This window comes from Singulisphaera chitinilytica (assembly GCF_049331405.1).
Taxonomy (GTDB): domain Bacteria; phylum Planctomycetota; class Planctomycetia; order Isosphaerales; family Isosphaeraceae; genus PoT.
On record NZ_CP186274.1, the window covers coordinates 2,546,613 to 2,566,985 of the forward strand.

At 66.2% G+C, this 20,373-nt stretch carries 15 protein-coding genes; 10 read left to right on the plus strand and 5 right to left on the minus strand.

What is annotated here, in order from left to right; all coding sequences use genetic code 11:
- The first annotated feature begins 26 nt into the window (after positions 1-26).
- From ACOYYX_RS10195 to ACOYYX_RS10220, 6 genes are all read left to right on the plus strand, one after another.
- Complete coding sequence (locus ACOYYX_RS10195) at positions 27-890, plus strand: sulfurtransferase (protein WP_422929819.1); 864 nt, start codon at positions 27-29, stop codon at positions 888-890.
- Positions 891-1,126: 236 nt separating this feature from the next.
- Positions 1,127-1,765 (plus strand): 2Fe-2S iron-sulfur cluster-binding protein, encoded by a 639-nt coding sequence (locus tag ACOYYX_RS10200; protein WP_422929820.1) that lies wholly within the window; start codon positions 1,127-1,129, stop codon positions 1,763-1,765.
- Between the two features lie 3 nt (positions 1,766-1,768).
- A complete protein-coding gene (locus ACOYYX_RS10205) occupies positions 1,769-3,916 on the plus strand; it encodes a xanthine dehydrogenase family protein molybdopterin-binding subunit (RefSeq protein WP_422929821.1) in 2,148 nt (715 codons plus the stop codon).
- A gap of 3 nt (positions 3,917-3,919) precedes the next feature.
- Positions 3,920-4,909, plus strand: coding sequence for an FAD binding domain-containing protein (locus tag ACOYYX_RS10210; RefSeq protein WP_422929822.1), 990 nt, complete (start codon positions 3,920-3,922; stop codon positions 4,907-4,909).
- 5 nt (positions 4,910-4,914) lie between these two features.
- Positions 4,915-5,157, plus strand: coding sequence for a hypothetical protein (locus tag ACOYYX_RS10215; protein ID WP_422929823.1), 243 nt, complete (start codon positions 4,915-4,917; stop codon positions 5,155-5,157).
- 165 nt (positions 5,158-5,322) lie between these two features.
- Positions 5,323-7,731, plus strand: coding sequence for an alpha-glucuronidase family glycosyl hydrolase (locus tag ACOYYX_RS10220; protein ID WP_422929824.1), 2,409 nt, complete (start codon positions 5,323-5,325; stop codon positions 7,729-7,731).
- Between the two features lie 360 nt (positions 7,732-8,091).
- Here the strand turns inward: ACOYYX_RS10220 and ACOYYX_RS10225 are convergent, their stop codons facing one another.
- From ACOYYX_RS10225 to ACOYYX_RS10240, 4 genes are all read right to left on the minus strand, one after another.
- The gene (locus ACOYYX_RS10225) at positions 8,092-9,699 is read right to left on the minus strand and encodes a hypothetical protein (RefSeq protein ID WP_422929825.1); all 1,608 of its coding nucleotides are present in this window, start codon (positions 9,697-9,699) and stop codon (positions 8,092-8,094) included.
- Positions 9,700-9,854: 155 nt separating this feature from the next.
- On the minus strand, positions 9,855-11,909 hold the full coding sequence (locus ACOYYX_RS10230) for an ATP-dependent helicase (protein WP_422929826.1): 2,055 nt from the start codon (positions 11,907-11,909) through the stop codon (positions 9,855-9,857).
- 49 nt (positions 11,910-11,958) lie between these two features.
- A complete protein-coding gene (locus ACOYYX_RS10235) occupies positions 11,959-12,549 on the minus strand; it encodes a dihydrofolate reductase (RefSeq protein WP_422929827.1) in 591 nt (196 codons plus the stop codon).
- A gap of 104 nt (positions 12,550-12,653) precedes the next feature.
- Positions 12,654-13,487 (minus strand): thymidylate synthase, encoded by an 834-nt coding sequence (locus tag ACOYYX_RS10240; protein ID WP_422929828.1) that lies wholly within the window; start codon positions 13,485-13,487, stop codon positions 12,654-12,656.
- Positions 13,488-14,191: 704 nt separating this feature from the next.
- Here ACOYYX_RS10240 and rho point away from each other — a divergent pair.
- Positions 14,192-15,319, plus strand: coding sequence for a transcription termination factor Rho (gene rho / locus ACOYYX_RS10245; RefSeq protein ID WP_422929829.1), 1,128 nt, complete (start codon positions 14,192-14,194; stop codon positions 15,317-15,319).
- Positions 15,320-15,339: 20 nt separating this feature from the next.
- Here rho and ACOYYX_RS10250 read toward each other — a convergent pair whose 3' ends face one another.
- A complete protein-coding gene (locus ACOYYX_RS10250) occupies positions 15,340-15,966 on the minus strand; it encodes a 3-keto-disaccharide hydrolase (protein WP_422929830.1) in 627 nt (208 codons plus the stop codon).
- Positions 15,967-16,263: 297 nt separating this feature from the next.
- Here ACOYYX_RS10250 and ACOYYX_RS10255 point away from each other — a divergent pair, with 297 nt between their 5' ends.
- The 3 genes from ACOYYX_RS10255 (at position 16,264) to ACOYYX_RS10265 (ending at position 20,314) form a co-directional block, all read left to right on the plus strand.
- Complete coding sequence (locus ACOYYX_RS10255) at positions 16,264-18,222, plus strand: SUMF1/EgtB/PvdO family nonheme iron enzyme (RefSeq protein WP_422929831.1); 1,959 nt, start codon at positions 16,264-16,266, stop codon at positions 18,220-18,222.
- A gap of 162 nt (positions 18,223-18,384) precedes the next feature.
- A complete protein-coding gene (locus ACOYYX_RS10260; protein ID WP_422929832.1) occupies positions 18,385-19,551 on the plus strand; it encodes a beta-galactosidase in 1,167 nt (388 codons plus the stop codon).
- Positions 19,552-19,618: 67 nt separating this feature from the next.
- Positions 19,619-20,314, plus strand: coding sequence for a DUF2293 domain-containing protein (locus ACOYYX_RS10265; protein ID WP_422929833.1), 696 nt, complete (start codon positions 19,619-19,621; stop codon positions 20,312-20,314).
- Positions 20,315-20,373: the final 59 nt, after the last annotated feature.

A 20,373-nucleotide genomic window follows, 5' to 3' on the forward strand; every position in this document is an offset into this window, starting at 1 on the left:
GATGCCCACGGAGTCTCAACGCCGCCATGTCTCACGACCTCATCGTTTCCACCGACTGGCTAGAGGAACACCTCCACGACCCCGACCTCCGCGTCGTCGACATGCGCGGCTACGTGACCACGCGCCCGGTCTCGCCGGGCGTCGACGAGGCCACGTACCGGGGGGCGCTCGAGGAGTATCGGGCCGGCCACATCCCTGGGGCGGTCTACATCGACTGGACCAGGGACATCGTCGACCTCAACGACCCGGTCCCCGCGCAGATCTCCGACCCCGAGGCCTTCGCCGAGGCGATGGCCATCCGCGGGATCGGCGACAAGACGCGGGTCATCGCCGTCGACCACGCCGGCGGCCAGTTCGCCACGAGGCTCTGGTGGGCCTTGACCTACTACGGGCACGACAACGTCAGCGTCCTCGACGGCGGTTGGAACCGCTGGCTCGAGGAAGACCGCGAGGTCGAGGAAGGGGACGTCCAGGTGCCGAGGGCTGAGTTCCATCCCAAGCCTCGGCCCGAGTGGCGCTCGACGGCCTCCGAGGTCCTCGCCAGGCTCGGCGAACCCGAGCTCCAGTTGCTCGACGCCCGCGACCGGGGCCAGTACACGGGCGAACGGCGCCGAGGCCTGCGAGGGGGTCACATCCCAGGGGCCTTGCACCTACCTCGGGAGCTCTTCTTCGCCGAAGGAGGCGGGTTCCTCCCAGCGGAGGAGGCCAAGCGTCGGCTGGACGAGAAGCAGATCCAGGCCAACCGCCCCATCATCGCCTACTGCAACGGCGGTGTGGCGGCGACCGTGCTCCTCTTCAACCTCCACAGGCTCGGGTACGCCAACCTCTCCAACTACGACGGCTCCTGGAACGAATGGGGAGAGCGGGCCGACCTTCCCATCGAGCCCTGACGGCTCCGCAAACGTTGCCCTGAAAATCGCCTCCGACCCCAGTCCCAGGTCGTCCAGGACCCAATTCGCAAACTCTTGCCATTAGCTAAGCTTCGACGAATTCGGCGACCGGTTGGACCTTGTCAATCGGCGCCCCTCCGGGGATAGTGCAACGTGACCGATCCGATCGGGAGGGAACCTCCGGGACCGATCGGATCCGGGACGAGACGTTGCCACGATCCTGGGAGAAGCGCCCGATGTCAGAACACGAACCGAAACCCAAGGGGTCACCGGGCGGGCCGAGCCGCCGCGACTTTCTGCGGGGCTCGGGCCTGGCGGCGGCCTCGGCCGTCCTGACCGCCCCGGCGACAGCCGCCCTCGACGAGGCGAAGGCCGCCGAGTCGGCCCCGAAGGTCCTCGCCGGCGAGGTCGAGATCAAGCTCCAGGTCAACGGCGAGGCCAAGACCTGCACGGTCGAGCCCCGGAGCACGCTCCTCGACACGCTCCGTCACCGCCTGGACGTCACCGGGCCGAAGCGGGTCTGCGACCGCGCGAGCTGCGGCGCCTGCACGACGATCGTCGACGGCGCCCCGATCTACGCCTGCACAACCCTCGCCGTCTCCTGCCAGGGCAAGACGATCGAGACGCTCGAGAGCTTCGACACCGGAGAGAACGGCGTCCCCCACGCCTTCCACCAGAACGACGGCCTGATGTGCGGCTACTGCACGCCGGGCTTCGTCACGGCCTGCAAGGCCTACCTCGACCAGAACAAGGGCAAGGAGCCGACCCTGGAAGAGATCAAGCGCGGACTCGACGGGAATATTTGCCGCTGCGGCACGTACGTCGGCGTCTTCCAGTCGGCACTCGCCGCCGCCAAAGCCATGAAGGGAGCCTGATCCATGGCATCGTGGCCCGAAAATCCCCGCCTGATCGGCTCGCGCATCACCCGCCTCGACGGCCTGGCCAAGGCCTCGGGACGTGCCAAGTATCCGTCGGATATCAAGCCCGAGGGGCTCCTCTTCGGGATCATCCTCTATAGCCCCCACGCCCACGCCAAGATCAAGTCGATCGACGTCTCGGCGGCCGAGAAAGTGCCGGGGGTCAAGGCGATCCACCTGATCGCCAAGGAAGGGGCGACCCTCCGCTATCACGGCGACGACATCGCCGCCATCGCGGCCGAGACCGAGGAGCAGGCCCGAGACGGCGCCCGCGCCATCAAGGTCGAGTATGAGATCCTGCCCCACGTCGTGACCGAGCCCCAGGCCATGGCCAAGGGCGCCCCCCTGATCGTGAAGCCCAGCAACATCCGCGCGGGGCGGGCCATCATCAAGGGGAAGCCGGATGAGGCGATGGCGACGGCCGCGGCCAATGTCGAGGCCACGTATTCGTTGCCGGTGATCACGCACGTCTGCCTCGAGTCCCACGGCCTGACGGCGAAGTGGGATGGGGAGGATAAGATCGTCGCCTGGGCGAGCACGCAGGCCGTCGGCGCCACCGCGAACGAGCTGGCGCAGTCGTTCGAGCTCCCCGCCGGCAACGTGACGGTCTTGACCGAGGTCATGGGGGGCGGCTTCGGCTCGAAGTTCGGCCCGGACGTCTGGGGCATCGCCGCGGCCCATCTCTCGAAGAAGGCCGGGGGCCGGCCCGTGAAGATGTTCCTCGACCGCGCCCAGGAGCACCTGGCCGGCGGCAATCGCCCGAGCGCGACGGCCAAGCTCAAGCTCGGCGCGTCGAAGGACGGCAAGCTCGTCTCGATGATCGCCGAGACCCACGGGACCGGCGGCAGCCGGGGCGGCTCGCAGTTCCCCTTGCCGTATGTGTACGATGTCCCGGCGTCGTCCAGGAGCCATGCCGAGGTCTTCGTCAACGGCGGCGGCGCCCGCGCCATGCGTGCCCCGGGCCACCCGCAAGGGTGCGCGATCATGGAAGCGGCCATGGACGACCTGGCCGACAAGCTGGGGATCGACCCGCTCGAGATCCGGCTCAAGAACCTGCCGCCGGGCGACCCGCGAACCCCGGTCTACGAGGCCGAGGTCAAGCTCGGCGCCGACCTGATCGGCTGGGCCGAGAAATGGAAGCCGCGAGGGCAGGGGGGCAAGGGGCCGATCAAGCGCGGCCTCGGCGTCGCGTTGCACCAGTGGGGCGGCGGCGGCCAGGACGACAAAGAGGTTGATTGCATCATCAACCCCGATGGCTCGGTCGAGCTGCGGACCGCCACGCAGGACATCGGCACCGGCGCAAGGACCATCCTGGCGATCATCGCGGCCGAGATCCTCGGGTTGAAGGTGACGGACATCAGGTCGAATATCGGGAACTCGACGTTCCCGGTCGGCCAGCCCTCGGGCGGCTCGACGACGACCCCGTCGATGAGCCCGCCGGCCTACAGCGCAGTCACCCAGGCCCGCGACGCCTTCTTCAAGAAGATCGCCCCCGCGCTCAAGGTCGAGGCGGATGACCTCTCGCTCGCCGACGGCCAGGTCCTCGTGAAAGGTGAGCCGAAGCTCTCCTGGAAGGACGCCTGCCGCAAGCTGGGGATGATGCCGATCTCAGAGCGGGGCAAGCACCAGCCCGGCCTCGCCTCGACGGGCGTCGGCGGCTGCCAGTTCGCCGAGGTGACGGTCGACACCGAGACCGGCGTCGTCCGCGTCAAGAAGATCGTCGCGATCCAGGACTCGGGCCTGATCCTCGACAAGCTGACCTGGGAGAGCCAGGTCTACGGCGGCGTGATCGGCGGCCTGAACTACGGCCTGTTCGAGGAGCGGATCATGGACCCGATCACGGGCGTGATGCTGAACCCGGACATGGAGCTGTACAAGCTCGCCGGGGCGTCCGATATCCCCGAGATCGTCGTCCAGGCCTACGAGCCCCCCGAGCAGAAGAAGCGCGGGGTGATCGGCGTGGGCGAGCCCCCGACGATCTCGACCGCCGCCGCCATCGGCAACGCCGTGGCCAACGCGATCGGCGTCCGCGTCCCCGAGTGGCCCATGTCCCCGCGCAACGTGCTCAACGCCCTGGCCAGCCAGGCCAACAAGAATGGGGAGGCGTGACCGATGAAAGCCTTTGAATACGCCGGCCCATCGAGCGTCGACGACGCCCTGAAGCTCCTCGACGTCCCGCACAGCGCGGCGCTGTCGGGGGGGACCGACCTGCTCAGCCGGATCAAGGACGACGTGGCCCATCCCGCCCGCGTCGTCTACCTGAAGGAGATCAAGGCCCTGGCCGGGATCTCGGGCGATCCCGCGAGCGGCCTGACGATCGGTGCATCGACCCTGCTCGCCGACATCGTCGGCAACAAGGCCGTCCGCGACGCCTATCCTGCCCTCTGGCAGGCGGCGCTCGAGGTCGGCACGCCGCAGCTCCGCAACATGGCGACCATCGGCGGCAACCTGCTCCAGCGCCCCCGCTGCTGGTACTACCGCGCGGGCAATGGCCTGCTGTCCGTCAAGGACGGCAAGAGCATCGTCCGCGAGGGGGACAACCGCTACCACGCCATCTTCCTCACCGACGGCGACGCCCTCTTCGTCAACCCGTCGAGCCTGGCCGTCCCCCTGATCGCGCTCGGTGCCAAGGCCACGATCGTCGGGCCCAAGGGGGAGCGCACGGTCAAGGTCGAGGAGTTGTATCAGGTCCCCAAGGCCAGCGGCGATCGCGAGCTGACCCTCGCCCACGGCGAGCTCGTCACCAAGATCAGCGTGCCGGCCGCGAAGGGGAAGAACGGCTCGTATGAGGCGAGGCAGAAGCAGGCGCACGACTGGCCCCTGGTGATCGCCTCGGTCAACCTCGTCCTGGATGGGGACAAGGTGAGCCAGGCCAGCGTGATTCTAGGGAGCGTCGCGCCGATCCCCTGGAAGAGCGAGGCGGCCGAGAAGGCGATCGTCGGCAAGGCCGTCACGCTCGAGACGGCCGCCGCCGCGGGAGAGGCCGCCGCGAGCGACGCCAAGCCGCTCTCGATGAACGGGTACAAGGTGGCCCTGACCAAGACCGTCGTCAAGCGGGCCCTGCTCGCCGCGGTGGGGAACCGATACTGGGAGGAGGCCTGATCACCATGTCGGACGATTTCGCGGACGACCTCCCGGTCGTCGAACTCTCCGAGCCTTGCCGCCACCTGCGGAGCAAGGGCATGTACGTCTACACCGACGGGAGCGGCTCCGGCTCCGACTCCCACCCCGACTACGACAACACCATCTACTGGTGCCTGAAGACCATGAAGAGCTTCGGCCCCGACGATGAGTTCGTGGCCGGGGAGGATTGCCGGCATTCCGACCGGACCTGCTACGAGCCGATCTGACGGGTCGGCTCCGAGTTTGATAAAAGACGGCCGCGACGAGGGTACCCGCCCTCGTCGCGGCCTCTGTCGTTTCCCCGCGGAGGTGTTGCGAGGTCATAGCCCGCGCCGTAGCCTTCTCCGATCGACGTGGATCAGGACGAAGCCACACAACCAGGGGTTTTCTTGATGACGGCATCCGCGAAGGTTCGCAACACCTGGCTTTTCCTCGCGCTCATCGGCTCCTTTGCGACGGGCCTGACCTGGGGCGAGTCGGCGAACGCCGGCCCGATCGACCTGACGAAGGCCAGTGTCGTCGTGCCCAAGGATTTGACCGGCCCGGAGAAGAAGGCCATCGACCTTCTGGTGGAAGAGGTCCAGAAGCGGACCCAGATACGCTGGGAGGTGACGGTCTCCAGGCCCACCGATCGCGTGAGCATCATCGTCGGCCGAGTGTCGGAGTTGGAGAAGCTCGGGATCTCCCCGCAAGGCGAGCCGGGCCTCCCAGGCGTGGCCGAGAGCTATTGGATCCGCACCATCGACGGGGGAAAGGCCGTCGTCGTGGCCGGTCGCGACGAGCGGGGCGTCCTCTTCGGTGTCGGCCGGCTCCTGCGCTCGCTCCGCATGTCGCGAAGTCATGTGGAACTGCCGAACGAGCTGCAATTGGCCTCGTCGCCGGAGTCGCGGCTCCGGGGGCATCAACTTGGCTACCGGCCCAAGACCAACTCCTACGACGCCTGGGATCTGCCCCAGTGGGAGCAGTACATCCGCGACCTCGCCGTCTTCGGCACGAACGCGATCGAACTGCTGCCGCCGAGGACCGACGACGACCTCGACAGCCCCCACTTCCCGCGCCCGCCGCTCGAGATGATGGTCGGCATGGATAAGATCATCGACGCCTACGGGCTCGACGTCTGGATCTGGAACCCCGCCCTCGACGCCGACTACTCCGACCCCGCCGTCGTGCAGAAGACCCTGGAAGAGTGGCGCGTCATCTTCGAGGCCTTGCCCCGGATCGACGCCATCTTCGTGCCCGGGGGCGATCCCGGCCGGACGCCTCCCAAGGTGCTGATGGCCCTGCTGGAGAAGAAGGCGGAGCTGCTCCACCGCTCGCACCCCAAAGCGGAGATGTGGGTCTCGGCGCAGGGTTTCGACAAGGTCTGGCTCGACGAGTTCTACGCCCTCGTCCGCGAGGAGCCGGCCTGGCTCACGGGCTTCGTCTACGGCCCGCACACGAGGGACAGCCTCCACGCGGCCCGCCTGGCCATCCCCAAACGCTACCCGATCCGCCACTACCCGGACATCACGCACACGCGAGAGTGCCAGTTTCCCGTCCCCGACTGGGACCTCGCCTACGCCTCCACCGAGGCCCGCGAGCCGATCAACCCCAGGCCCACGCAGTTCGCCGCGATCTACCGCGCCATGCAGCCCGAGACGATCGGCTTCCTGACCTACTCGGAGGGCTGTAATGATGACGTGAACAAGTTCGTCTGGACCGGACTCGGCTGGGATTCGAGTGCGGACGTCACCGACATCCTGCGCGACTACGCCCGCTACTTCATCGGCGACCGCCACGCCGAGGCCTTCGCCCAGGGCCTGCTGGGACTGGAGCGGAACTGGGATGGCTCACTCCTCACCAACGCCTCCGTCGAACCGACCCTGCACCTGTTCCAGGATCTGGAGCGTGAGGCGCCCCCCGCGGAGTTGCTCAACTGGCGGTTCCAGCAGGCCCTCTATCGCGCCTATTACGACGCGTTCGTCAAGGAGCGGCTCGAGTACGAGACGGGCCTCGAATCGAAGGCTCGCGAGGAGTTGCGTAGGGCCAAATCCTTGGGCTCATTGACCGCCATCGCAGAGGCCGAAGCCACCCTCGGCCGATCCGTTAAGGAAGGCGTCGGCGCCGACCTCCGCGCCCGGGTCTTCGAGCTTGGAGAGGCCCTCTATCAGAGCATCCGGATGCAGTTGAGCGTGTCGCGTTACCGCGCCATCGGCGTCGACCGCGGCGCCAATCTCGACACCATCGACGCCCCCCTCAACGATCGGATTTATCTCACGCAGCAACTCGAGGCCATCCGCCGTCTCGAGAAGGAACCGGAGCGACTCCAGGCGATCGAGGCCCTCTTGCGACGGACCGACCCCGGCCCGGGCGGCTTCTACGATGACCTCGGCGACCCGGACCGGCAGCCGCACCTCGTCAAGAACGCCGGGCTCACAGCCGACCCGATGCAGTGGGAAAACCGCGTCGGTTTCGGCTCGAGGCCCGGCTGGCCCCTCGCCTGGTGCCAGAATGCCGAGAGCCTCTATGACCAGCCGCTAAAGATGCGGTACGAGCACCTCGACCCGAACGCCCGCTACAAGTTGCGCGTGGTCTATTCGGGGAGCGCGTTCGTCTCGCGGATCGGGCTCGATGCCGACGGCCTCGAGGTCCACCCATTGTTGAAGAAGCCGGACCCGCCAGGACCGCTCGAATTCGGCATCCCGATTGAGGCGACGAAAGATGGGACGCTCGTGCTGACCTGGCGGTCGGATCCGGGGCGAGGACGGAACGGACGAGGCTGTCAGGTGGGAGAGGTCTGGCTGATCAAGACGTCCCGCTGAGAAGAATCCTTCCGTCCGCCCGGATCCGACCCATGGCCGAGAAAAAATCTCGCGTCTACTCTTGAAGTCCGCCGCCGAAATCGCCAACCTTGAAAGGGAGTCGACCGCCTCACTTCTCGACCCGGCTCGACTCCCTTCACTTCCGGCTCCTTCCCATCTCGTCGAAAAAGGAGAGCTGTCAATGGGCGACAAGGCACCCAAGGACAAGGCGAAGCAGAAGAAGATCGGCGACAAGAAGAAGGTCGCCTCGGCGAAGCCCGCCGACGACAAGTCGACGAAGAAATGAAATGAGCATGGGTTATGCCCATGCTCATGGCTGATTGGCATTTCTCTCGGATCGGGGAAGGGCCGATTCTGCCGTCAACCTCGCGAATTGCGCGGCCGCCTGGGGTCGAGTCCCCCTCGGAGATTGGCCTGGGCGGCCCGCAGGCTTCGCGTCGTCAACGCCACCGCGAACGGGTGGGCGGGCACCGCATGCTGCGGCTCCGACAATTGCACGGCCAAGGCCAGCGCGGCATGGCCGAGGTCGTCGGCCTCCGACGCCTGCCAGAACAAGGCCATCCAGAAGAGCATGCGCCGATACGTTTCGAACTCGCCGATGAGCCGGTGTTCGAACAGGTAGCGGTACGCCCCCACGTCGCGCCTGGGGTCGGGGATCGAGTTCCCCTCGCGGAGGTCGATCTCCTCGGCGATCTCGTAGGTGAGCGGCGACGTGTCGAGCCAGCTCGGGCAGGCGTTCAGCACGGCCTCGACGGCCTTGCCGATCTCTTCCATCGAGAGCCCGGTCGGATCCCAGCCGATGTAGGGCGTGGGGAAGGGCATCGCCTGGAAGCCGGGGTGGATCGCCTCTTCGAGCCAGTAGCGGAGCGCGGGGGAGGTCTCGGCGCCGCAGAGCAGGACGCTGCCGCTCAGGAGCCGGAGCGCCAGCTCGTGCGAGTCCTCGATGATCTCGAGTTCGTTCGCGGCGGCGAAGTCCTCGAAGGTCGCATCGGCCAGGGCCTGGTCCGGGTCGATCTGCCCGAAGACGTCGCGCACCCCCCGCTTGAGGTCGCAGAGGAAGGCCGCGGTGACCCGCCCTTCGCTGTGTCGCGACGAGATCACGATGGTCGCTTGCCCCTGGCCGTTTACCGACGTCACAAGCGAACGGGCGGTCTGGGTGCTGAGCTCGGTCCCGGGCCTGGATCCGGCCGAGGCCGGGACGATCTCGCGGGAATGGGACGCTTCCGGCTCCGATTCCGCGGAAACCTCGCTCAGCCAGGCCTGGGCGGCGGCGACGACCTCGTCATGCGGGTTGTCCGCCACGATCGACTCCCAGGCCGCGATCAGCTCGGCGTTGTCATACTCCGGGCGGGTCATCGCGCTCAGGGCCGCCTCGCGCGTCGCCGGGTCGTGGGCGAAGCTGAGGAGCCGGAGGAACTCGATGAGCCCTTTTTTGAGGGGGACGCGAGCAAGCCCCAGGATGATCTGGGTCCGGACCTCGGGCTCGACGACTCCCAGCCCCTGGAGTGCGAGCCAGGTCCCTTCCGGGCTCCCTTCGAGCTGATCCGCCAGCTCGTCCAGCGAGGCTTCCTCGTCGAGGCTGTCCTCGATCTCCGCACGGAATTCGAGCAAGTCGGGGTAGTCCGCGAGGATGCCGGCCTCTTCGAGCAGCATCGTCGCATCCATGAAGCGCTCGGGGGGCAGATCCGGCTGGTCGAGGAGCGACCCGGCGAGGCTGCGAAGTAACTCGGGGGTCGCATAGGCCTCGAGCAATCGGAGCGCGGCCTCGCCGTCCTCGCCGCTCAGGTCCGAGAGCCGCCCGGCGAGCACTCCCTGGAGCCGCTCGCCCGAGAACGAGACGATCAGGCGTTCGAGTTGTCGGGCCCTTTCTTCCGCCGTCCATTCCGGGTGCAGGCGGAAGGCGTCGAGCATCCGCTCCGGGGACTCGTCGTGGGGGTTGGGCAGCGGGTCGGACCCTGTCGAATTCATTTCAACTCTCATGGCGCTCCGTCGAGGTTCTCAGGATCAATAGGCTGCCAGACGCTGCCGTCCACGGCAAGATGAATTGGCCCGGACCACTGTCACGGGCAACATCGACGAAGGGGTACACGAGGCCCTCGGCTAACGCCATGATTGGATGGGTCTTACGAAGCGAGGTCGTTCCCCGAAGTGTCGGACGTGGGGGCGCGGAGGAGGGCGTCGAAGTCGGACTCGGCCTCGAGGACGGCGGGCTCGTAGAGGGAGGAGTCGACCTCGGTCAGGAACCGGCTCGGGGTGGTCAGGACGCTCGGGCCGCGGCCTCCTCGGGAGACGAGCAGCGGATACGTCAGGAAGAGCTCGTCCATGGCGCGGGTGATGGCGACGTAGAAGATCCGCCGCTCCTCGTCCTCGCCACCAACCTCGTCGAGTGAGCGCCGGTTCGGGAAGCCGTCCTCGATCAACCGGGGGACGAAGACCCGCGACCATTCGAGCCCCTTGGCCTGATGGATCGTACTGAGGACGAGCAGGTCGGGGGATGCGCCCCCGTCCTCGACGGTGTCCAGGCCGTAGACGTCGCCGGCGAGCAGGAGGTCGGCGATGAGCCGCTCCAGGCTCTCGTACTTGGCGGCGAGGACGGCGAGCTGGTCGATGTCGGCGAGCCGATTCTCGGGGCGGTCGTACTTCATCCGGAGCGTGGCCGGGTATCCCCCATGGACGATGGCCGAGATCGCCGAGGCCGGCTGAGTCTGGGGCTCGGCGTCGCGGATCTTGTGGACGTCGGCGACGAACCCCGCGAAGAACCCCTTGCTCTTGGCCGGGATCAACTTCATCGTCTCGGCCGTCATGATCGCGTCGAGCGGGCTCGATGTGCTCGCCAGGTGTTGCCAGACTGCCGCGCCCTTTGCAGGACCGATCCCCGGCAGCAGCAAGAGGAGCCGACGCCAGGCAGGCTCATCCCTCGGGTTGACGATGATCCGGAGGTACGCCAGCACGTCCTTGATGTGTGCCTGCTCGAAGAACCGCTGGCCGCTCCGCACGCTGTACGGGATGCCCCTCGCCACGAGGTCGGCCTGGAGCAGGATGCTATCGTGGTGGTTGCGATAGAGCACGGCCATCCGGCTCAGCGGGATCCCCTGCTCGTGGAACTCGAGGATCTGCTGGCAGATGAACTCCGACTCCTCGTAAGCATCCGCGGCGGGAACCACGACCGGACGATAGCCCGAGGCCCTCGCGGAGGTGAGCTCTTTGGCGAAGCCCCCGTGGTTGTGCGCGATCGAGGCGTTGGTGAACGCGACGATCTCGGGGGTCGAGCGGTAGTTGGTCTCGAGCTTGAAGATCTTCGTGTGCGGGTGCCGCTCGGGGAACTTCAGGATGTTGTCGTAGTTGGCGCCCCGGAATCGGTAGATCGACTGGGCGTCGTCCCCGACGGCGGTCAGGTTTCCGGGGCCGGCGTTGGCGATCGACTCGACCAGGTTGACCTGCACGAGGTTCGTGTCCTGCATCTCGTCGATGAGGATGTGGCGGAAGAGGCGCCCCTGGGCCTCGCGCTGATCGGGGAAGTCGTTGACGAGCCTGGCCCACTGGCCGAGCAGGTCGTCGTAATCCATGCTGTTCGCCTCGCGCTTCTTGCGGGCGTAGGCCTCGGCGACTCTCCCCAGTTCATCGGTCCAGGCGACGAGGTCGGGGTGCCGGTCGGCGACGACCTCATCAATCGGCCGGCTCACGTTGAAGGCGAAGCTGATGAGGTGTTGGACGGTCGCCGGCTTGGGGCTCATCTTCCCCGTGCCGAACATCCCGGCCTCTTCCATCGCGAGCCGGACGAGGTCGAGCTGATCCTCGCTATCCAGGATCGTGAAGTTCGGCCCGTAGCCGAGCGTCTGGGCATTACGTCGCAGGATGCGATTGCCGATATGATGGAACGTCCCCGCCCAGACCAAGGACGCCTGCGAGCCGATCAGCTCCTCGAGCCGCCCGATCATCTCGCGTGCGGCCCTGCGGGTGAACGTGACCAGCAGGATCGACTCGGGGGCCACCCCCTTGGCTATCAGGTACGCCACGCGATAGGTGATGACCCGCGTCTTGCCCGACCCCGGCCCCGCGAGGATTAGGTTGTACCCGTCGGGCGCCGAGGCCGCCGCCAGTTGAGACGCATTGAGATCGCGGCCGAACTGCTGCGAGAGCTGCTCGTGGACGGACTTCTTGAGCGGGATTCTTCGCATGCCGGCCCGTGCGTCGGAGATGGGGAACGAGAGGCCCTCGGCCTCTGCTCTACTCCCCACTATATCCCGCAGCGCGGGGGCGATTCAAAGCGCGGCGACGCGGCAATCCGGTCGGTGTGTGGCTGGGCAACGGTTGGCGTTCGTAAAGAAGGAATCTCAAAGAATGCGGATTATTCTCATCAGCCGCCCATGACTCGTCCTCGGAGAGCTTCCACTCGGGTGCGATGAAGACCTCAAGCGGAAAATGGACGTCTCCCTGAAACTCACCATCGACCAGCGTCAAATGGACGCGCTGGGCGAGGGGCAAAGCCAGAAGAAATACCTCGGCTCCGCCAATGACAAATGCTTCATTCGACGCCCCCTCTTGAGGAGCGTGTTCGGCGACCTCGAACGCCTCCTCGAGAGATGCCACCGCGACAATGCCCTCAGGCTGAAAATCAGCATTTCGGCTGAGAACGATATTTGTGCGGCCGGGAAGGGGGCGGCCCAAGGAGTCAAATGTGCGTCGCCCCATGATGATGGGCTTGCCCCAAGTCAAACTCCGGAACCGCTTCAGGTCACGCGGCAAACGCCAAGGTAATCCGCCTCGATCGCCGATCAAGCCATGGCGATCGGCAGCCATGATGAGCGAGATAAGCATGACATGGCTCTCAGAAGCTCCGCGTGCGAAACTTCGGCAAGTTGTATGACCGCAACGCACTTCAGTTCTTATGCGTTCTTGCGATCTTTAATCACGAGCATAACTCAGACCGCGACTTCACCTCGAATACTCGGGTGATATCGATAATCCAGGAGCTCTATGTGGGCGCGCTCGACGTTTCGAAGGTCGGTCAGAGCGTCGGAGATCTTGAGCTGCGGCAACGGATAGGGCTCGCGCGTCAGTTGCTCGTCGACCTGCTCGAGGTGGTTCGTATAAATGTGGACGTCGCCAAACGTGTGGATGAAATCCCCGACACCCAGCCCCGTGACGTGCGCCACGAGATGGGTCAGAAGCGCATAGCTGGCGATGTTGAAGGGGACGCCGAGCAGGAGGTCGGCGGATCGCTGGTAGAGCTGGCAGGAGAGGCGATCCTGCGTGACCGAGAACTGGAAGAGCAGATGGCAGGGGGGCAACGCCATCTTAGGCAGGTCGACCGGGTTCCAGGCCGAGACGATCAGGCGGCGGCCGACCGAGGCGGTCGGGTCGCGCTTGACGGCCTCGATCCCCTCCACAAGGCGGGCGATCTGGTCGATGGTCTCGCCGTTGGGGGCCTCCCACGATCGCCACTGCTTGCCATAGACGGGGCCGAGTTCTCCCGCCTCGTCGGCCCATTCATCCCAGATCGTCACCTTGTTCTCGCGGAGGTAGGCGATGTTCGTCTCCCCTCGCAGGAACCAGATGAGTTCGTGGATCAGCGGATTGATCGCCAGGCGCTTGGTGGTGACGGCCGGGAACCCTTCGGAGAGGTCGAAGCGCATCTGGTAGCCGAAGAGGCTGAGCGCATCGACCTTTTCGCCCGTGGAGCGCAAGACGGCGCGGGTCGGTTTCCTCAGGCCCGTTGTGCGGACGTGTCGCAGGAGGTCGAGGTACTGCCGCATGCCACCACCCTCGGGAAATCTGAGGCGACCCGGAATCGGATGTCCGGGCCCGACCGCGGATTCCGGATCCTCTTAATGACGGTCGTCTGATGCAAGGTCATCTGCTGGTCGCCGGATCACCGACCGCAATGATCCTTGGACGAAGTAGTTCGGTCGCCGGGGTTGGGCGGCTGAATCGGATTCGAGGCCATCCTCAACGACCTGGCCGGGTCGAGCACTTTACGACGACTATTCCATGATGAGCCCTTGAGATTTTACTCGAATTAACAAGGGTCGCAGTAGCAACGTCAGGTCGTGTGGGGGCGGAACCCTCGCCCGGGATTCTTCATAGATCGAAGGGACGTCCGATCATAAATCGTTTGAATGTTCCAAGACCTAGAAATTTGGGCTTCGGCATGGACGGCAGCGAGGCGCCTGGTTAAGTTGAAAGAAGTTGGGGTCCTCTCCAGTGCTCGCCCTGACCAGCTCTTCCGTGCCGCGGGGTTTCGCCGATGGCGAAACGATGCACCGCCGGTTTCTCTCCCTGCTGAGCTTTTGGCGATCGACGGGACGGCTGGTCCAAGTGGTATCCCCTTGCCTCGATGATCGCGGGCCCTCGGGCTTGGCGAACGGCTATTCGTGAGCCCCTACCGAGACGCGACTCGTGCTCTGGCACGTTTCCTGCCGTCGTCGTGAGCCCTTTCCCTCTCGCCGAGCAACTTCCCATGAGTACGGCCGACCTGAGCTGTTCGGGTGTTCTGGAGATCCATCCCAGAGGGCATGGTTATCTCCGCAGCCTCGCGCGGAATTTTAAGGCAATGACCGGGGACGCCCAGGTGCGGGCCGACCTCCTGTCCAAGTTCCGCCTGCGCCCCGGCGTCCACCTCGAAGGCCTGGCCCAGCCGGCCGGGAGGGGAGAAGGCCCTCGGCTCGTCGAGATCGTCTCCATCGAGGGGAGGCCCCCGGAGGAGTACCTGGGGCTCGGCAGCTTCGACGACCTCACCGCCATCGACCCGCACGACCGGATCCGGCTCGAGGTCGGCCCCGAGCCCATCAGCATGCGCGTCATGGACCTCCTCACCCCCATCGGCAAAGGTCAGCGCGGGCTGATCGTCGCGCCCCCTCGCAGCGGCAAGACGATCATCCTCCAGCAGCTCGCCGCCTCGATCGCCCAGAACCACCCCGAGATCACGCTCTTCGTCCTCCTCGTGGATGAACGCCCCGAGGAGGTCACCGACATGCGCCGGAGCGTGAAGGGGGAGGTCATCGCCTCGTCCTCCGACCACGCCCCGGAAGAGCACATCCGCCTGGCCCAGCTCACGGTCGATCGCGCCAAGCGGATCGCCGAGACGGGCGGCCAGGTCCTGATCCTCATGGATAGCTTGACCCGACTTGCGCGTGCCTACAACAAGGGCTCCAACTCGGGCCGGACGATGTCGGGCGGCATGGACATCAAGGCCATGGACGTCCCCAAGCGACTCTTCGGCGCGGCCCGCACGTTCGACGAGGGGGGGTCGCTCACCGTCATTGCCACCGCGCTGGTGGAGACGGGGAGCCGGATGGACGAGCTGATCTTCCAGGAGTTCAAGGGGACGGGCAACATGGAGGTCGTGCTCGACCGACGCCTCGCCGAGCGCCGGACCTGGCCGGCCATCGACATCCAGCAGTCGGGGACCCGCAAGGAAGAACGCCTGCTCGACCCCGAGACATTTTCACGCGTCACCCTCCTGCGACGCACCCTCTCAAGCATGAAGCCGCAGGAGGCGATGGAGTCATTGATCAAGCAGCTCGGCAAATGCTCAAGCAATCGAGAGTTCCTGGAGAAGATCGGCCAGTTCCAGAAGGACCACTGAGCCACGATCTCAACCCGGGCTCAATCGAACGTCCGAATCTTGAGGTTGCGGAACCGGATCGGGCTCCCCTCGGATTGCCAGCCGAGGTGGCCGCGGTCGGGGACGGCTCCTTCCCCGCGGCTGACCTCGGTCCCATTGATCGAGCAGGTGATCTTGCCGTCGCGGCAGGCGACGACCTGCCGGTTCCATTCCCCCACGGGCTTCGCGGCCTTCCTGCGGGCCGCCGGATCGTCCTGGACCTCGAGCCTGGCCCCGTGGATCGCGAAGAGGTGCCCCGCGTCCGGGTGGAAGAGTTGGGCTTCGATCGACTTCGGCCAGATCTTGTGCGGGGCCTCGGCGTGGATCAAGAGGCCGCTGTTGCCGTGGAAGGCCGCATCGCTCGCCAGGCCCTCGGGCCGGTCATAACGCCATTCAAACTCCAGCATATAGTTGTGATAGGATTTTTTGGTGGCGAAGTATCCGTGGGGCCGGCCGGCGAGGGAGACCTCGCCGTTTCGGATCTTAACGTCCTCGGGGGCAAGGCCCACCAGTTCGAACTGGCGAGGGTCGTCCCCGTCGAGGATCGACCGGGGCCCGTCGCCGGACGCCAACGCGAGGAGGCCCAGGGAAAATCCAAGCGTCACGCAGAGTCGGCGTCGAGCGTACATTCGGAAGGCCCTCGTTAAATATCTTGAAGAAAGAATGTCGCCTTCCCGGGTCCTTTGGCGATCGAAAATTGAGAGAGTCGTCGGGGATTCGCCTCACTCTAGCGGACACTAACCCTCAGAACGAGACGTCGGTTCCTGACTCGTGTGCGCCCTCGAGGCCGCAAGAGCTCTGGCCGCCCACGCCGGGCCCGGCGAGTTGGCGGGGGGATGACGGGTCCGGTAAGATAGAGTGAGGCCGGAACGATCGATGTAGGTTTCGCCAGCCATAGGGAACGGCCGTCGCTCGGGAGAGTTTGCATGTCTGAGCCCCTCGATCCTCGACGACCCATGAAGACCGGCAACGTCGGCGATGAGGACATTTACGACCTCGCCGATTCCGAAACCGATTCCGATTTCGACGAGGTCTCTTCGGGTTCCGAGCCCTCCCCTCTCGACGTGGAAACCGCGCTCGATCGGACCTCCCAGCCGAAGCCCGCATCCGGCCCCGCCGCCCCCTTGCCTCGCCTCTGGAAAGCCGAATCCGAGGAACCCGAGGAGCCTGCCTCGCGATCGCAGAAGGGGGCCGCATCGGGGACGGGCACGCCGAGCAAGACGAGCGGCGGCGAGTCCCGGCCTCGCGAGAAGGCGAAGTCGACGACCCCGGCGGGGGGCATCGAGCGTTCGGGGACGGTCAAGCGGCAGGGCGAGAAGGCCTCGGCCCCTAAGGCCGAGAAGTCGCGCCGACGCTCGAGCGACGAGAAGGCGGGGAAGGAAGGGAGCTCGGGAGTCCTGCTGGAAGAGACGCCCAACCTCGACACCTACGCCGCCCGGAAAACCGCCCGCGTCATCTTCGGCGTTGTGGGCCTCGGCGTGATCGCCCTCGTCGGGTTCGTGGTCGTCCGCAGCTTCATCCCGAGCGGCACCCCCGCGGACAACCCGCCGACGACGGAAACGGCCGCCGCCCCGCCGCCCAACGCCGCGGCCGGCCAGGAGCGCGAGGCCGAGGCCCGCGTGATGTACGGCAGGGCCGAGTCGCTCGCCAAGAACGAGAAGATCGAGCTGGCGATGGAGACCTTGACGAAGGTCACGAAGAACTATTCGGGGACCAAGGCCGCTCGCGACGCGCAGGAGGCCCTCGACAGGCCCAAGAAAAACCTCCCGCTCTTCCTCGAAGGCCCCGCGGTCCTCGCCAGCAAGGCCGAGGCTAAGGCGAAAGCCACGTCCGAAACCCCGGCCCCCGCGCCGGCCCCAGCACCTGTTGCCACCGCAACCCCGACGACCGTAGCGACCACCGCAACGCCGACGAATCCGGTCGCGCCCCGGGTCGACCCGGCGATGCCCGCACAATCGGCGGTTCCTTCGGCCACGGTCGTCTCGCCGGGCGCAGCGACTCCCGAACCTTCCGTCGGGCTCCCCTTGCCCAAGGGGTTCCGGTCGAAGCCAGGCACCCAGGTCGATCCCTCCGGCTGGCCGATCGAGATCGTTGGCGATCGCGACGACTCCACGATGCTGCTCATCCCCGGCACCAGCTTCGTCATGGGGCGGGACGAAGGGGAGACGAACGAGCGCCCCGCGCATCCGGTCAAGGTCTCGACCTTCTACATCGACCAGCACGAGGTGACGGTCCGCCAGTTCGAGCACTTCCAGAAGCTCGCCGGCCGTCGAGCCGAACGCGACAGCGCACTCGCTCGCGAGTCCGGCCTGCCCGCCGCTGCGGACGACGCCCCCGTGGTCATGGTGAGCGCCAAGGACGCCCGGGATTACGCCGGCTGGGCGCACAAGAAGTTGCCCACCGAAGCCCAATGGGAATTAGCCGCCCGAGGCCCGGAGAGCCGGATCTATCCCTGGGGTCTCGCGCCCCCGGACTGGGGTAAGAATCGGGAGGCGCGCAAGATCACCCCGGTGATGTCGTACAACTCCGACGTCTCCCCTTACGGCGTCTACGACATGGCGGGCAACGCCGCGGAGTGGACCAAGGACTGGTACGACCCCCGGTTCTACCAGCTCGTGAAGGGGCGGCCTCAGGACGATCCCGCGGGACCGTCGAAGATGCCCGCCTCGCAGGAGTTGGTCGTCAAGGGGGGTTCCAAGAACTGGTTCAGCTCGAGCCGGGAAGGCCTGCGTCACGACAAGCGGATGAAGTTCATGGGCTTCCGCTGCGTCCTGGCCGTCGAGGGCCCCGATAGCGCCTTCGAGGCCGAGAAGCCCAAGGTACCTGCCGCGGCTCCCTTCGAGGGTGGCGGCAACGGCTTGCCCGCGGGCGCCCCGCCGTTCTGATCCCTGCGGCTGGCTCATCAACAAGGAGCACTTCGGCGCATTTGCCGGAGTGCCCCTTTCTCCGACGCGACATCCGTGGCAATCTCCATCTAATGGAGTCGGGATCAATCACTCCCGACCGGCCGGACGGATGCCCACGCACGTCGAGACGGAGTGAGACGCATGAAGGCCCGGCGGATCGCCTTGCTCATACTGGTCGCCTCGTCCTGCCAAGTCGCTCGCGCCGAGGATGCGACGTTCTCCCGGGGTTTGCCGCGAGGGGCGGGGGACTTCCCGATCGCCGTCTGGCTTCAAGACACGAAGAACGCCGGGAAGTACAGCGGCCTCGGGATCAACACCTACGTCGGACTCTGGAAAGGCCCCACCGAGGCGCAACTCGACGACCTTGACCAAGACGGCATCAAGCTCATCTGCCACCAAAGCGAGCGATCCTTGCGATTCAAGGATCGAGCCACGATCGTCGCCTGGATGCACGGAGATGAGCCCGACAACGCCCAGACGCTCGGCGAAGGGAAGGGGTACGGCCCTCCGATCCTGCCGGCGAAGATCGTCGAGGGCTACGAGCGGATCCGCAACGTCGACCCCGACCGCCCGGTGCTGCTCAACCTGGGGCAGGGGGTCGCCTGGGACGGCTGGTACGGGCGGGGCGAAAGGACGAATCATCCCGAGGACTATCGCGAGTACCTCAAGGGCTGCGACATCGCCTCGTTCGACATCTATCCCGCGAGCCACGAGAAAGAAGAGATCGCCGGGAACCTCTGGTACGTGCCGCTCGGGGTCGACCGCCTCAAGCAGTGGTCGGACGGTCGCAAGCCCGTCTGGTGCTGCATCGAGACGACCCGCATCGACAATCTGAAACGCAAGCCGACGCCCCAGCAGGTCCGCTCCGAAGTCTGGATGGCCCTGATCCACGGCGCGAAGGGCATCATCTACTTCTCGCACCAGTTCAAGCCGAGGTTCATCGAGGCCGGCCTCCTCGCCGACGAGGAGATGGCCCGCGAGGTCAAGGCTGTGAACCGGCAGATCCGCGAACTCGCCCCGATCCTCAACAGCCCGGACGTCGTGCGCGGGGCCGTCGTGAACTCGACGGCCGAAGGTGTCCCCGTCGACTTCGTGGTCAAGGAGCAAGGGGGCATGCGATACCTCTTCGCCGTCTCCATGAGGGGCGGCAAGACCTCGGCGACCTTCCAATGGCCCGAGAAAATCGACGGCAAGGTCGAGGTCCTCAGCGACGGCCGGACGATCCCCGTGGTCGGAGGGACGTGGGAGGATCGGTTCGACGGCTATGAGGTCCACCTCTACAAATTCACGCCGAGCCCGAAGCCCTGATTTGAGGAACCCCCGGCCGGAGGCCGACGATAGTGCGGTTGGAGATCACTTTCGTCGGGGTTGAGTCATGGACGAGATGATTTTTGCACCAGGCCCGAGCCCGAATACGGTGAGGGCCTCGGATGGCTCGGTGCGGACCGTACCCGAAGGCTGGATCCTGCTCCCGCCCGGCGACGCGGGGCTGACCCGCCGGGTCAAGGCGGCGGGAGAGTTCTGGGTCGTCCAGGAGAAGAAGGGGCGCAGGGCCTTCTCCAGGGGGCTCTGGGCTCCCGAGGCGACGATCGAACGGATCCGCGCCGACCTCGACTCCGAGCGCTCGACCGAGTCCTACGCGAAGAAGAAGGCCGCCGACGCCCGCCGACGCGACGAGGCCCAGGGACAATACGTCGAAGACTTCCTCGGCGCCGTCGTGCAGTTCCTCGCCTTCCACCCGCTCCACGCCGAGGTCGCCGACAGGCTAGCAAAAGCGGTCACCGAGCATGCGACGCCCGTCGGCAGCGGCACCGTCGCCCGCACGAAGCGGATCCCGATCGAGCAGCGGGCTGAGGCCGCCGTCATCGCCTGGATGCGACACCAGACGACCGGCTATGACAACATGGTGATCCCTCGGGTCAAAGGCAAGCGCCGCGAGGTCCGCCGGATGCTGGCGAAGCGGTCCCAGGAACTGCTCCAGCGCTATCGACGCGGCGAGCAACCCTCGGAGGCCTGCCCCCTGATGGCGGCCCTGCAGGAACAGGTTTCGCAAAAACGCTTGCTGGCATGAGCGTGTCTTCGCTTTTCACACAAATTCACATCTTCGACGCAATGAGTTGGGCCTCGGGC

What these genes read in the sequence shown, in the direction of transcription:
- ACOYYX_RS10260 (WP_422929832.1), top strand. Translation starts at nt 18,385, where the DNA reads ATGAAGGCCCGGCGGATCGCCTTGCTCATACTGGTCGCCTCGTCCTGC.
- ACOYYX_RS10215 (WP_422929823.1), top strand. Translation starts at nt 4,915, where the DNA reads ATGTCGGACGATTTCGCGGACGACCTCCCGGTCGTCGAACTCTCCGAG.
- ACOYYX_RS10230 (WP_422929826.1), bottom strand. Translation starts at nt 11,909, where the DNA reads ATGCGAAGAATCCCGCTCAAGAAGTCCGTCCACGAGCAGCTCTCGCAG.
- ACOYYX_RS10235 (WP_422929827.1), bottom strand. Translation starts at nt 12,549, where the DNA reads ATGCTTATCTCGCTCATCATGGCTGCCGATCGCCATGGCTTGATCGGC.
- ACOYYX_RS10210 (WP_422929822.1), top strand. Translation starts at nt 3,920, where the DNA reads ATGAAAGCCTTTGAATACGCCGGCCCATCGAGCGTCGACGACGCCCTG.
- ACOYYX_RS10220 (WP_422929824.1), top strand. Translation starts at nt 5,323, where the DNA reads ATGACGGCATCCGCGAAGGTTCGCAACACCTGGCTTTTCCTCGCGCTC.
- ACOYYX_RS10195 (WP_422929819.1), top strand. Translation starts at nt 27, where the DNA reads ATGTCTCACGACCTCATCGTTTCCACCGACTGGCTAGAGGAACACCTC.
- ACOYYX_RS10250 (WP_422929830.1), bottom strand. Translation starts at nt 15,966, where the DNA reads ATGTACGCTCGACGCCGACTCTGCGTGACGCTTGGATTTTCCCTGGGC.
- ACOYYX_RS10200 (WP_422929820.1), top strand. Translation starts at nt 1,127, where the DNA reads ATGTCAGAACACGAACCGAAACCCAAGGGGTCACCGGGCGGGCCGAGC.
- ACOYYX_RS10240 (WP_422929828.1), bottom strand. Translation starts at nt 13,487, where the DNA reads ATGCGGCAGTACCTCGACCTCCTGCGACACGTCCGCACAACGGGCCTG.
- ACOYYX_RS10265 (WP_422929833.1), top strand. Translation starts at nt 19,619, where the DNA reads ATGGACGAGATGATTTTTGCACCAGGCCCGAGCCCGAATACGGTGAGG.
- rho (WP_422929829.1), top strand. Translation starts at nt 14,192, where the DNA reads ATGAGTACGGCCGACCTGAGCTGTTCGGGTGTTCTGGAGATCCATCCC.
- ACOYYX_RS10205 (WP_422929821.1), top strand. Translation starts at nt 1,769, where the DNA reads ATGGCATCGTGGCCCGAAAATCCCCGCCTGATCGGCTCGCGCATCACC.
- ACOYYX_RS10255 (WP_422929831.1), top strand. Translation starts at nt 16,264, where the DNA reads ATGTCTGAGCCCCTCGATCCTCGACGACCCATGAAGACCGGCAACGTC.
- ACOYYX_RS10225 (WP_422929825.1), bottom strand. Translation starts at nt 9,699, where the DNA reads ATGAATTCGACAGGGTCCGACCCGCTGCCCAACCCCCACGACGAGTCC.